General features: G+C 59.7%; 14 protein-coding genes. 9 read left to right on the top strand and 5 right to left on the bottom strand.

What is annotated here, in order from left to right; translation table 11 throughout:
• Positions 1-63: 63 nt before the first annotated feature.
• From AACY25_RS20880 to AACY25_RS02675, 7 genes are all read left to right on the top strand, one after another.
• Positions 64-150, top strand: coding sequence for a hypothetical protein (locus AACY25_RS20880; protein WP_442963444.1), 87 nt, complete (start codon positions 64-66; stop codon positions 148-150).
• Between the two features lie 298 nt (positions 151-448).
• Entirely contained in the window at positions 449-1159 is a 711-nt protein-coding gene (locus AACY25_RS02650; protein WP_339522348.1) for an rRNA pseudouridine synthase, read from the top strand.
• 48 nt (positions 1160-1207) lie between these two features.
• Positions 1208-1669 carry a YehS family protein gene (locus AACY25_RS02655; RefSeq protein WP_339522350.1) on the top strand — a complete coding sequence of 154 codons (462 nt, stop codon included), beginning with the start codon at positions 1208-1210 and terminating at the stop codon, positions 1667-1669.
• Between the two features lie 120 nt (positions 1670-1789).
• Positions 1790-2560 (top strand): SDR family oxidoreductase, encoded by a 771-nt coding sequence (locus AACY25_RS02660; protein ID WP_339522351.1) that lies wholly within the window; start codon positions 1790-1792, stop codon positions 2558-2560.
• A gap of 163 nt (positions 2561-2723) precedes the next feature.
• Positions 2724-3419 (top strand): tRNA (N6-threonylcarbamoyladenosine(37)-N6)-methyltransferase TrmO, encoded by a 696-nt coding sequence (tsaA, locus tag AACY25_RS02665; RefSeq protein WP_339522353.1) that lies wholly within the window; start codon positions 2724-2726, stop codon positions 3417-3419.
• A gap of 78 nt (positions 3420-3497) precedes the next feature.
• On the top strand, positions 3498-3911 hold the full coding sequence (locus tag AACY25_RS02670; protein WP_339522354.1) for a VOC family protein: 414 nt from the start codon (positions 3498-3500) through the stop codon (positions 3909-3911).
• Positions 3912-4086: 175 nt separating this feature from the next.
• Complete coding sequence (locus AACY25_RS02675) at positions 4087-5418, top strand: sensor domain-containing protein (protein WP_339522355.1); 1332 nt, start codon at positions 4087-4089, stop codon at positions 5416-5418.
• A 48-nt stretch (positions 5419-5466) separates the two neighbouring features.
• On the opposite strand, the gene fpr is transcribed toward AACY25_RS02675, so the two are convergent.
• A complete protein-coding gene (gene fpr / locus AACY25_RS02680; protein ID WP_339522356.1) occupies positions 5467-6246 on the bottom strand; it encodes a ferredoxin-NADP reductase in 780 nt (259 codons plus the stop codon).
• A 123-nt stretch (positions 6247-6369) separates the two neighbouring features.
• Here fpr and AACY25_RS02685 point away from each other — a divergent pair, with 123 nt between their 5' ends.
• Positions 6370-7296 (top strand): LysR family transcriptional regulator, encoded by a 927-nt coding sequence (locus tag AACY25_RS02685; protein WP_275961221.1) that lies wholly within the window; start codon positions 6370-6372, stop codon positions 7294-7296.
• Between the two features lie 11 nt (positions 7297-7307).
• Here the strand turns inward: AACY25_RS02685 and AACY25_RS02690 are convergent, their stop codons facing one another.
• Both AACY25_RS02690 and erdR read right to left on the bottom strand, forming a co-directional pair.
• Positions 7308-7679, bottom strand: a complete 372-nt coding sequence (locus AACY25_RS02690; protein ID WP_339523803.1) for a diacylglycerol kinase — start codon at positions 7677-7679, stop codon at positions 7308-7310.
• Positions 7680-7731: 52 nt separating this feature from the next.
• Positions 7732-8382 (bottom strand): response regulator transcription factor ErdR, encoded by a 651-nt coding sequence (erdR, locus tag AACY25_RS02695; protein ID WP_339410031.1) that lies wholly within the window; start codon positions 8380-8382, stop codon positions 7732-7734.
• Between the two features lie 199 nt (positions 8383-8581).
• Here erdR and AACY25_RS02700 point away from each other — a divergent pair, with 199 nt between their 5' ends.
• Positions 8582-9469: a DMT family transporter gene (locus AACY25_RS02700; protein WP_339522357.1), complete on the top strand. Its 888-nt coding sequence runs from the start codon at positions 8582-8584 to the stop codon at positions 9467-9469.
• Between the two features lie 3 nt (positions 9470-9472).
• On the opposite strand, the gene AACY25_RS02705 is transcribed toward AACY25_RS02700, so the two are convergent.
• Positions 9473-10183, bottom strand: a complete 711-nt coding sequence (locus AACY25_RS02705) for a tRNA-uridine aminocarboxypropyltransferase (RefSeq protein ID WP_339522358.1) — start codon at positions 10181-10183, stop codon at positions 9473-9475.
• 155 nt (positions 10184-10338) lie between these two features.
• Positions 10339-12036 carry an OmpP1/FadL family transporter gene (locus AACY25_RS02710; RefSeq protein WP_339522359.1) on the bottom strand — a complete coding sequence of 566 codons (1698 nt, stop codon included), beginning with the start codon at positions 12034-12036 and terminating at the stop codon, positions 10339-10341.
• Between the last annotated feature and the right edge of the window lie 26 nt (positions 12037-12062).

The raw sequence follows: 12062 nt of genomic DNA on the forward strand, positions 1-12062 counted from the left end.
TCGGAACGATGAGCCCTCAAGTCAGTCGGTATAAAAGAACCCGACGATTTATAGGAGCTGCACATGCTGAAATTTCTTGGTAGCACCATCGGCATAATTTTTCTTATTGGCCTGCTGGTTGTAATCGGACTGTTCATGCTGGTGTTCTGACTTGTCCTAATGGCTCGCCCCGGTACTCAAGCGCTGCTGACGGCAGCGCTTGCCTGATAAGAGCCCCTCTTCTACCCCCTCCCCTTTCAACGGTCATGCCGTCCATTACTCAACTGCAGCGATTTGACGCGACAGTTCATGGCCCAGGTTCCCCATGACGTGATCGCGAACAAACGTATCGCAATGTTCACTGGCAACTAGCGCGGCGCCGATTTTCCGCACCGTTCACCTGATTGATCCGCGCACAATGTCCGCGGGCAGTTACAATAGCCGCCCAATTCTGCTGACGAACCCCGTTATGACCGAGCCGACCCGTCTGTCCAAACGCCTGATCGAAGTGATCAGCTGCTCGCGCCGTGAGGCCGAACTGTATATCGAAGGCGGCTGGGTCACGGTGGATGGTGTGGTCGTAGAAGAGCCGCAATTCAAGGTCACCGAGCAGCGCGTTGAACTGCTACCCAATGCAGTGTTGGCACCGGCCGAGCCGGTCACCCTGCTGCTGAACGTGCCCAATGGCCACAACCCCGATCGCGCAGTGGAAGGCATTAACTCAGCCAGCCACTGGCCGGAAGACGGCTCAGGCATTCGTCCACTGAAAGGCCATTTCGCCCGCCTTATCTCCTGCATCCCGCTACAAGCCGGTGCCGATGGCCTGCATGTACTGACCCAGGACTGGCGCATCGAGCGCAAGCTCAAGGAAGACCTGAGCAAGCTCGAACAGGAGTATGTGGTCGAGGTTATCGGCACTTTGAGCGACAGCCAACTCAAACGCCTGGCTCACGGCCTGATCTTCAACGGCGTAACCTTACCGCCGTGCAAAGTCAGCTGGCAGAACGAAACCCGTCTGCGAATTGCCCTGAAGAACCCACTGCCCGGGCAGATCGTCTTTATGTGCAACAGCGTCGACCTCAAAGTGCTGGGCATGAAGCGCATCCGTATCGGCGGCGTGCCTATGGCCAAAGTCCCCGCGGGCCAGTGGCGCTACCTGGCAGGCAAAGAACGCTTCTAATTTTTTTGCTGATGCGTCATGTGTATCAGCCCATTTCAGGACCACCCCATGCTTAATAACGACGTACTGCGCAGCCTGCGCTACACCCTAGACATCAGCGATGCGCAGATGCTCGAGATCATCCAGCTCAGCGGCATGCAGGTCGCCCTCGATGACCTCGCAGCCATGCTCAAGAAGGATGATGAAGAAGGCTTCACTCCTTGTGACGACGAGCTGATGGCACATTTTCTCGACGGCCTGGTGTACTTCAAGCGCGGCAAGGACGACAGCCGCCCGGCGCAGCCGTTCGAGCTGCCGATCACCAACAATATGGTGCTGAAGAAACTGCGCGTGGCTTTCGAGCTGAAGGAAGACGACATGCACGCGATCATGAACAGCGTCGACTGCCCGGTTTCCAAGCCGGAGATGAGCGCGCTGTTCCGCAAGTTTGGCCACAGCAACTACCGCACCTGCGGCGACCAATTCCTGCGTAACTTCCTCAAGGGGCTGACCCTGCGCGTTCGCGGCTGAGTCCCAGCGCCTTGCTGCCATGCCTGGTCGCATGGCAGCGTATTTCCACGGGCAATGATGACTGCCATGGCGCAGTCAGATGATTAGGGTAGTGGCACTCATCCGCTAAAAGGATTCGCCATGCACCCTTATTTCAGCCTGCAAGGCCGCACCGCCCTGGTTACCGGCGGCACCCGCGGCATCGGCAAAATGATCGCCAAAGCCTTTGTCGAAGCTGGCGCTACCGTCTATGTGTGCGCCCGCGACGGCGAAGCCTGCGCGCAAACCGCTGCCGAACTGTCGGCCCTAGGCACCTGCCACGGCATCGCCGCCAACCTGGGTAGCGAAGAAGGCGTGCAGGTGTTGGCAGAGCAGCTAAACAGCACGATCGACAGCCTGGATATCCTGGTCAATAACGCCGGCACCACCTGGGGCGCACCGCTGGAGAGTTACCCGGCCAAGGGCTGGGAAAAGGTCATGCAGCTCAATGTGACCTCGGTGTTCAGCTGCATCCAGCAATTGCTGCCACTACTGCGCAAAGCCGGCAGTGCGGCGAGCCCAGCACGGGTGATCAATATCGGCTCGGTCGCCGGCATCACCTCCCACGGCGAAGACGCCTATGCCTATGGTCCGAGCAAAGCGGCGCTGCATCAGCTGTCGCGCATGCTGGCCCGTGAGCTGGTCGGCCAACATATCAACGTCAACGTAATCGCGCCGGGGCGCTTCCCGAGCAAAATGACCCAGTTTATCGCCCAGGACGATGCGGCCATGGCCGAAGACTGTGCGTTGATCCCCATGCAGCGCTGGGGCCGCGAAGAGGAAATGGCCGCTCTGGCCATCAGCCTCGCCAGCACCGCTGGCGCCTATATGACCGGCGCGATCATCCCCATCGACGGCGGCTTTCACCTCTAGAAGCACTTGACCGCAACTGCCGCACCCCTGTAGGAACCGCGGGATGCCTAATCCATGCGTGCGAATCACCGGCATGACCGGCTCCTACACGACAACGGCAAACGGTCTGTGACGCGACACGAGTCAGGTACTATGGCGGCGTTTTCCTGCCGATCATGCCGCCATGTCCTACGCCGTTTCCCCCATAGGTTTTATCCGCTCCTGCTTCAAGGAGAAGTTCGCCATTCCGCGTCAGCCGCAATTGGCACCGGCGGCCCGTGGCGTGCTGGAGTTGATCGCCCCTTTCGATAACGGCGATGCCGTACAGGGGCTGGAACAGGTCAGCCATGTCTGGCTACTGTTTTTGTTTCACCAGGCCCTGGAAGACAAACCGCGTCTCAAGGTCCGCCCGCCACGCCTGGGCGGCAATCAGTCGGTCGGCGTATTCAGCACCCGTGCCACTCACCGCCCTAATGGCATCGGTCAGTCGGTGGTCAAGCTGGATAAAGTCGAAGCCGGCAAGCTGTTGCTGTCCGGTATCGACCTGCTCGACGGCACTCCGGTGCTGGATATCAAACCCTACGTGCCCTATGCCGACAGCGTCGCTGGCGCCTACAACCGCATCGCCGACAGCGCGCCGGCGCTGATCGACGTTAACTGGCAGGACAACGCGCTGACCCAGGCCCATGCGCATGGACAACGTCTGAGTGAACCGCTGGTCGAGTTGATCGAGCAGTGTCTAGCCCAAGACCCGCGCCCGGCCTATCAACAACCCAGTCCCGAGCGCCGCTATGGCGTGCGCTTTTGGGATGTCGACGTGCACTGGCATTACCCGCAACCGGGCAGTATTTGCGTGCTGGAAGTCGTTATGGCTGGTTGATCCAGTAACGCGCATAGGCCAAACAGTTTTTTTGTCTTATATTTACCATGTGAATGTATACAAAATAGGATGCTTGCCATGCTCGAACGCCCCGGTCGCCTTAACGGCTTACGCCACATCGCCCTGCTGGTCCCCAATCTGGAAGCCTGCGAGCGCTTCTACGTGGATATTCTCGGCATGCAGGTGCTGCACCGCGCCAATGAAGACCTGGTCTATCTGACCTGCGGCAACGATAACCTCTCCCTGGGCCGCGCCTTTATGCCCAGCAGCGGTGAGCAGGCGGTGGATCACTACGGTTTTATCGTCGACAGCATCGATGAGCTGCACGCCTGGTACGCCTACTTCAAGGAACAGGGCGTGACCCTGCTTGACCGACCATTTGCTCATGGCGACGGTGCGCACAGCTTTCACTTGCTCGACCCTGCCGGCAACAAGGTGCAGCCAATCTACCATCCGGCCGTTTCCGGACAGCGCTTCAGCAGCGAGCAATAGCCTGGCAGCACGCCGCTGGCGCAACGTTCTACACTGGTCAAATGGCGGAGACCCGAAGACCGCAATCAAGCTTTCACTCTTCGGCACCATGCGGGTATGGTGAATAGGGCCGTAGTGCCAAAGCGCCAGCAGCGGCCCGGCTGAACCATCATCACCATCAATACAATGTGAGCGCATGAAAACCAGCACCTACGTGCCGACCGAGAACCTTGTCGATTTGCTGCTCGACGCGATCTGCGTGGTCGACAAACGTGGTCGCTTCGTTTTTGTCAGCGCCGCATGCCAGCGCATTTTCGGCTACAGCGCAGATGAGATGATCGGCCAGGTGATGATCGAGATGGTGCACCCCGAAGACCGCGCGAAAACCCTGCAGGCCGCCAAGGAAGTAATGGCCGGCGCGAATAAACCAAACTTCGAGAACCGTTACCTGCGCAAGGATGGCAGCACCGTGCACATCCTCTGGTCCGCGCGCTGGTCCGAGGATGATCAGGTACGTATCGCCGTCGCCCACGACATTACCGAACGCAAGCGCAGTGAAGCCCTGCAGACCGCGTTGTACGGCATCTCCGAAGCAGCCCATTCGGCCAAGGACCTGCTCGGGCTGTTTCAGCAGGTGCACCAGATTATTGGCGAACTGTTGCCGACTATCAGCTTTTCCGTGGCGCTGTACGATGAACAGAACGACGAGCTGAGCTTCCCCTACCCAGCCGAACAACCGTCAGCAAAGGCTGTGGATACGCCATTGAATGCCGCGGCACTCAGCGCGCAAGTGATTCGCAGCGGCAACACCCTGCTGCTGTCCAGCCCCGGCACGGGGCGGACTAAAACCCAACATAGCTGGCTGGGTGTACCGCTGCGCTCACATCGCGGGATCATCGGCGCACTGCTGGTAAGCAGCGCATCCACTCGCTATAGCGAGCGCGAGCAGGAGCTGCTGCAGTTTGTCTCGACCCAGGTGGCCACGGCCATCGAGCGCCAACAGATGCACAGTCGCCTGCAGTTTATGGCGCAGTACGATCAACTCACCCAGCTACCCAACCGCGAGCTGCTGCGCGACCGCCTGCACACGGCGTTGGCCCGCGCGCGCCGCGAGCAATCGCAGGTGGCGCTGCTGTTTCTCGATCTGGACAAGTTCAAGCAGGTCAACGACAGCCTCGGCCATGCCGCAGGCGATCAACTGCTGCAAGGCGTCGCCCAGCGTATCCAGCTGTGCCTGCGCGAGGCCGATACGGTGGCGCGCTTTGCCGGTGATGAATTCGTTGTGCTGCTGGAGGACTTCCATTCAGCCGATCACGCCAGCGTGGTGGCCGAGAAAATCCGCCAGAGCCTCAATCAGCCCTTCGAGCTGTGCGGGCAGAGCCAGACCATCCTGCCGAGCATCGGCATCGCCCTCTATCCGCAGCACGCCCAGGATGAACAACAACTGCTGCAGCACGCCGACAACGCCATGTACCGGGCCAAACAAAAAGGCGGCAACCGCGCGTACAGCGCCCTAGAGTTGGAATAGCGCACATAAAAAAGCCCGCCGATTGGCGGGCTTTTGACGACTGCAGGCTTACTTCTCGACGAAGGCGCGCTCGATCAAGTAATCGCCCGGCTCACGCATGCGCGGTGAGATTTTCAGGCCGAACTCATTGAGCACTTCGCTGGTTTCATCAAGCATGCTCGGGCTACCGCAGATCATCGCGCGGTCGTCCTGTGGGTTGATCGGTGGCAGGCCGATGTCCTGGAACAGTTTGCCGCTGCGCATCAGGTCGGTCAGACGGCCCTGATTCTCGAACGGCTCGCGGGTCACCGTCGGGTAGTAAATCAGCTTGCTCTTCAGCGCATCACCGAAGAATTCATTTTTCGGCAGGTGCTCGGTGATGAATTCACGGTAGGCCACTTCGTTCACATAGCGCACGCCGTGAACCAGAATCACCTTCTCAAAGCGCTCATAGGTTTCCGGGTCCTGAATCACACTCATAAAGGGCGCCAGACCAGTGCCGGTGCTGAGCAGGTACAGGTGCTTGCCCGGGTTGAGGTCATCGAGCACCAGGGTGCCGGTGGGCTTCTTGCTGATGATCACCTCGTCGCCTTCCTTGAGGTGCTGCAGCTGCGAGGTCAGCGGGCCGTCCGGCACCTTGATGCTGAAGAACTCCAGATGCTCTTCCCAGTTCGGGCTGGCGATCGAGTAGGCGCGCATCAGCGGACGGCCAGTATCCTGCTGCAGGCCGATCATCACAAACTGGCCATTCTCGAAGCGCAGACCCGGATCACGGGTGCACTTGAAGCTGAACAACGTGTCGTTCCAATGATGAACGCTGAGAATGCGCTCGGAGTTAAGGTTGCTCATGTGCCGGGGGCTCCGAAGAATGGACTAGGCCTGCGCGCCTGTGCGCAATTGCACGGCATTGTAATGAGCGGCAGAATATCTGTTAACTTGATTATCAAGATATAGGTTATCGGTTATATAGATATGCGATTTACCCTTAGACAACTGCAAGTCTTCGTCGCCGTGGCCCAGCACGAAAGCGTGTCGCGCGCGGCCGACTCCCTGGCCCTGTCGCAATCGGCAACCAGCACCTCGCTCAGCGAACTGGAGCGGCAGTCCGACTGCCAACTGTTCGACCGCGCTGGTAAACGCCTGTGCCTTAACGCGCTCGGCCTGCAGTTGTTGCCACAGGCGGTGGCGCTGCTCGACCAGGCCAAGGAAATTGAACGGCTGCTGGGTGGCAAGAGTGGCTATGGCTCGCTGAATGTCGGCGCCACCCTGACGGTGGGCAACTACCTGGCCACCCTGCTGATCGGCAGTTTTATGCAGCGCCACCCGGAATGTCGGGTCAAGCTGCAGGTGCACAACACCGCCTACGTGGTGCAGCAGATCGCCCACTACGAGCTGGACATGGGCATGATCGAGGGCGACTGTCAGCACCCGGATATCGAGGTGCAGCCCTGGGTTGAAGATGAGCTGGTGGTGTTCTGCGCGCCGCAGCATGCGCTGGCGCAGCGCGGTGAGGCGAGCCTGGAGGAGCTGACGCGCGAGGCGTGGATTCTGCGCGAGCAAGGCTCCGGCACGCGGCTGACCTTCGACCAGGCCATGCGTCACCACCCCAGCAGCCTGAATATCCGTCTGGAGCTTGAGCATACCGAGGCGATCAAGCGTGCGGTGGAATCAGGGCTGGGCATCGGCTGCATCTCGCGCCTGGCGCTGCGTGATGCGTTTCGCCGCGGCAGCCTGGTAGCGGTGGAAACTCCCGAGCTGGATCTACGCCGACAGTTCTACTTTATCTGGCACAAACAGAAGTACCAAACCGCCGCCATGCGTGAATTTATCGAGTTGTGCCGCGCCCTGACCGCAGGCGTGACGCGCAGCGATCAGATCGTCCTGCCAACCATCGCCTGAGGACGGCGAAATCAACCCAGCAGGATAATCGCCCACACCAGGGCAATCAGGCTGAGGGCGGTGAACTGGGCGGCGCTGCCCATGTCCTTGGCATTTTTCGACAGCGGATGCAGCTCCAGCGAAATGCGGTCAATGGCCGCCTCCACCGCCGAGTTGAGCAACTCGACAATCAGCGCCAGCAGGCACACCGCAACCATCAAGGCGCGCTCGACGCGGCTGACATCCAGGTAGAACGCCAAAGGCACCAATATCAGATTGATCAGCAGCAGCTGACGAAAGGCGGCCTCCCCAACAAAGGCAGCGCGCAGGCCGGCCAGGGAATAACCGGTGGCATTGAGAACACGTTTAAGGCCGGTCTGGCCTTTGAATGGCGACATCATCACAACCATCTGGAGAAAGCCCGGCAGGCTACGCCAAGCCCGGGAGAAAAGCACTTCAGCTAGACGGAATCGATTCCAGCTGCTGCAACAGCAACGCCGCCTGCGTGCGAGTGCGCACTCCGAGCTTGCGGAAAATCGCCGTGACATGGGCCTTTACCGTGGCCTCGGACACGCTCAGTTCATAAGCGATCTGCTTATTCAGCAGACCATCACAGACCATGGTCAGCACGCGAAACTGCTGTGGCGTCAGGCTGGCCAGACCGGCGCTGGCGGCCTTGGCTTCAGCCGACAGGGCAATCGCTTCCTGGGTCTGCTGCGGCCACCAGACTTCGCCATCAAGCACCAGACGCACCGCCTGCTGGATGGTTTCCAGCGGGCTGGATTTAGGGATAAAGCCGCTGGCGCCAAACTCCCGCGAACGCGCGACGATGGACGGTTCTTCCTGGGCAGAAATCATCACCACCGGGATGTGCGGGTATTGCCCACGTAGCAGCACCAGGCCGGAGAAGCCATAGGCACCGGGCATATTGAGGTCGAGCAGAACCAGATCCCAGTCAGTCTTCTGCGCCAGGCAGGCTTCCAGCTCGGCGATGCTGGCCGCTTCGACCAGCCGCACATCCGGGCCCAACCCCAGGGTCAGTGCTTGCTGTAAGGCACTGCGAAACAGGGGGTGATCATCGGCAATAAGGATTTCAAAAGCGGCCATGGTGAATCCTGTTTTTGTTATGTGGATACCCGCCAGGGGTACTGTCCAGGGCACGGTGAGCAACGCGCGCAGGCCACAGGGTCGCAGCGCAACCAGGCCTGAAAACGCAGAAAAGCGACCAAGCATGCCCAGCACTGACGGGGTGGTCAAGCACGACGCTTTGCGGCACAGTTCGCAACTTTGCCGACGAGAGCCTGAAATGCGAAGCCACGCCCTGCGCGCTGACCTGTTGATGCTGCTGACCGCAATGATCTGGGGCTCGGCTTTTGTCGCGCAGCGCCTGGGCATGGACTCCATTGGCCCCTTCCTCTATAGCGGCCTGCGCTTTGGCTTGGCGGCGCTGATTTTGCTACCCGTGCTGCGTTTGCTGGAAGGTCGCAGCAGCAGCGCGACGGTCGCGCCACTGAACCGCCAGTTGCTGCGTGGCGGCGTCCTCATGGGCCTGGCACTGGCCCTAGGGATTAACCTGCAGCAGGTTGGCCTGCTGTTTACCAGCGTCACCAACTCCGGATTTATCACCGGGTTGTACGTGATCATCGTGCCGCTGTTGGGTCTGTTTATTGGCCACAAGACCGGCCTGGGCATCTGGCTCGGCGCCTGCCTGGCGGTGGTCGGCATGTTCCTGCTCAGCGTTGGCGAAGGCTTCACCGTGGCCTCCGGTGACTGGCTGCAACTGGCCGGGGCCTTCGTCTGGGGTGTGCATGTGCTGCTGGTGGGCTTCTTTGCTGGCCGCCATGACCCGCTGCGCCTGGCCCTGGTGCAGTTCATCACCTGCGCGGTGATCAGCCTGGTGCTGGCGGTGATCTTTGAGGAAATCCAGCTGCACGCGATCATCGCCGCCGGGTCGGCGATTCTGTACGGCGGTATTTTCGGCGTAGCAATCGGCTTTACCTTGCAGGTGGTGGCGCAGAAAGACGCCATCGCCTCCCACGCCGCCATCATCCTCTCGCTGGAGGCAGTGTTTGCCGCCATCGCTGGAGCCTGGCTGCTGGGTGAATCACTGGAGCTACGCGGCTACTTCGGCTGTGCACTGATGTTTGCCGGCATGTTGTTGGCGCAGCTGTGGCCGAAAAAACTGGCCCACTAGCCGCTAGAGAAACTCGCGCAGGCGGTCGTGCATTGGATCATCCAGCGACACCGCACGCGGCGCCTTGGCGGCCAAGTAGTGCTGACTGAAGACATCCAGATAGGCATTCAAGCCATCGGCCGCGCGCTGGTCGCCGGCCAGTTCCAGGCACAAGGCAGCGACTTCAGCGGTGCAGAAATGGTCGTCGCGCTTGGAACGGCGCAGTTTGTAGCGCGATAGTTGCTCGGCCTGCAGACTGAGCACCGGCAGGCTGTCGAGGTAGGGGCTTTTGCGAAACATCTTGCGCGCCTCGCTCCAGGTGGCATCCAGCAGCACAAACAGCGGCCGCTTGCCCGGTGCTGGCTGCACCTCGCTGACCACCCGCTCGGCCGCGACATATTCACCGGGAAACACCAGATACGGCTGCCACTGCGGGTCGCGCAGCAACGCCGGCAACTCGGCATCCACTGCAACGCGTGACCAACCAAATGCCGAGGTATCGGCCAGCACGTCGGCAATCAGCCAGCCGGTATTGCTCGGTTTGAGCGCTTCGACATCGTGCATCAGCAGACACACCGCAGAGCTTGCGGCAATGCGCGGGCGCCAGGCGCACAGGCAGTGGGTCATCACCAAACGGCAGTCATCACAACGCACCGAGCGGCTGCCACGGGCCAGAAAAGGTTTGGCACTGCGGGCAATCCGCGCAGCCCGCAACCGTGCGACAGCGTGGTTCATTGCCGGCCTCGGACGCAGGCCGCGACAGATGGGCAGCTCGGTAGATAGAAACAAAAGCAGGACATGCGCGCCCCTGGCATATAACGAAGGGCGCGCAGTCTAGCAGGACAGAACGACTTATATCCCCGCGATGCGACAGCCTGCCAAGGCTGCGATCAAAAGCGATGATTCAGCGCCAGACCAATAAAATGAATCCGCGTTTCATACTCACCACTGTAGTTACCGCCATTACCTGTGCAGCGCTCACCACTGTCTTGGTATAGCCCTCCGCTACCCGGCACCCACCCCGCCGGAGAACAGTTGTCGGTGTAATCCATCTTGCCGGTAGCAAACTTGACGAAGCTGTAGGCCAGATCCACCGAGGTATCCCGAGTCACGCGGTAATTGGCCCCAAGCGATAGCCAGTAGCGGTCGGCGTCGGGAAATGCAGGATGGCGCAACTGCGTCGAGTTCACTGGCGATTTGTCATAGGCCACCCCTGTACGCAATAGCAGCTTATCGTCGTACTGATAGTTCATCCCCAAGGACAATTTATAGGTGTCCTTCCAGTCCTGTTTAACTGCCAGATCGCCCTCGGTCACACCGTTGAAATAGGGATAACCCGAAACCTGATCAAGGCCAATACGCACCTCATCGAGACGCGAATGACGTGTAAAGGTCAGGTCGGCCATCAGCGCAATCTGCTCGTTGAGCTGATGAAAGGCATTGAAGGACAGCATTTCCGGGGTATCAATGGCCGTCTTGGCCTTGCTGTTAGGGTGCAGCCGCTCCCCGGCAAAACGCCCCGGATTGATCCAGTTGCCTTCATCGAATAGCTGCTGCAACGCCTCAGCAGGCGGTACATAAATGTCAAATATCGGAATGGTAACCCCACCTTCCAACGACGTATCCGGCGATGGAACGCCCCCCTGCACGCCGGAGAAACTCCATTTACTTTCGCCTTCGAGCGTGTGGCGAATATTTGACCGGTACGACACGCCAAAGCGTGTCGACTCGGTAGGTTCCCACAAATAACCGATGTTCCAGCCAAACCCCCAGTCATCCCCCTTTACACGGAAATAACCATCGCCCTGAACGTTGTCGGCAAAGTTATTCGCCACACAGTCGACGAAGCCATCCCGGTCAGCCACGCCTCCGCAGGAGGTGATCTCGTCAGGCACAGGCACCCCGGCGATCAGGCCTACAACCGGTCCCAGAATCGGGTCGGCGGCATTGCGGGTACTGTCGTAGTTCGCATCGACAAATTGTCCGGCCAACTGCCGCGATGCACCTTTCACATCGGCCGCACCCCGCTGCACCGATTTGATGTATTGAGCGGAAATACCAAAACCAAAGCTGTGGTGTTCATTCAGGCGAAAAGCGATGCTCGGGTTGAAATTCACTGTTTCCAGGCTCGCCGATTGAATGCCATAGCGTCCGGCCCAGTCTTCCTTGTAGTCGAGCTTGGCGCCAAAGGGCGTGAAGATACCCAGACCAACGCTGAGCCATTCGTTGACCTCATGTGAGAAGTAAAGATTTGGCGCGGCTGCGGCCTCAGGAAGAAAAGAGCCTGCGTCGCCGCTCACCGGCTGCCCGAATACATCGGTACTGCCGGTATCCTGGTATTTGCCGTCCGGCAACAAAATGCTCAACCCTGACGTTACCTGGGTCCCCTCAAGCCGAGCCAGACCAGCCGGATTATAGAAAATGGTCGATGGGTCAGCCGCCTCGGCACCATTGGCATGGGCGGAGCCCTGAGCAGAAACAGATTGCGAACCGAAGTGGTACCCAGATGCCTGGACCATGCCAGATGGGGCGATTAGCGGAGCTGCGGCAAACAACACCAATGACCCACAGCGTGTAATTCTTGTCATTATTGGATGCACTCCTGCGCAAGACG

The organism is Pseudomonas sp. EA_35y_Pfl2_R111 (genome assembly GCF_963970955.1).
Lineage (GTDB): Bacteria > Pseudomonadota > Gammaproteobacteria > Pseudomonadales > Pseudomonadaceae > Aquipseudomonas.

Bases quoted from the DNA above. Each gene is read 5' to 3' on its own strand.
- AACY25_RS20880 (WP_442963444.1), top strand. From the start codon at position 64: ATGCTGAAATTTCTTGGTAGCACCATCGGCATAATTTTTCTTATTGGC.
- AACY25_RS02650 (WP_339522348.1), top strand. From the start codon at position 449: ATGACCGAGCCGACCCGTCTGTCCAAACGCCTGATCGAAGTGATCAGC.
- AACY25_RS02655 (WP_339522350.1), top strand. From the start codon at position 1,208: ATGCTTAATAACGACGTACTGCGCAGCCTGCGCTACACCCTAGACATC.
- AACY25_RS02660 (WP_339522351.1), top strand. From the start codon at position 1,790: ATGCACCCTTATTTCAGCCTGCAAGGCCGCACCGCCCTGGTTACCGGC.
- tsaA (WP_339522353.1), top strand. From the start codon at position 2,724: ATGTCCTACGCCGTTTCCCCCATAGGTTTTATCCGCTCCTGCTTCAAG.
- AACY25_RS02670 (WP_339522354.1), top strand. From the start codon at position 3,498: ATGCTCGAACGCCCCGGTCGCCTTAACGGCTTACGCCACATCGCCCTG.
- AACY25_RS02675 (WP_339522355.1), top strand. From the start codon at position 4,087: ATGAAAACCAGCACCTACGTGCCGACCGAGAACCTTGTCGATTTGCTG.
- fpr (WP_339522356.1), bottom strand. From the start codon at position 6,246: ATGAGCAACCTTAACTCCGAGCGCATTCTCAGCGTTCATCATTGGAAC.
- AACY25_RS02685 (WP_275961221.1), top strand. From the start codon at position 6,370: ATGCGATTTACCCTTAGACAACTGCAAGTCTTCGTCGCCGTGGCCCAG.
- erdR (WP_339410031.1), bottom strand. From the start codon at position 8,382: ATGGCCGCTTTTGAAATCCTTATTGCCGATGATCACCCCCTGTTTCGC.
- AACY25_RS02700 (WP_339522357.1), top strand. From the start codon at position 8,582: ATGCGAAGCCACGCCCTGCGCGCTGACCTGTTGATGCTGCTGACCGCA.
- AACY25_RS02705 (WP_339522358.1), bottom strand. From the start codon at position 10,183: ATGAACCACGCTGTCGCACGGTTGCGGGCTGCGCGGATTGCCCGCAGT.
- AACY25_RS02710 (WP_339522359.1), bottom strand. From the start codon at position 12,036: ATGACAAGAATTACACGCTGTGGGTCATTGGTGTTGTTTGCCGCAGCT.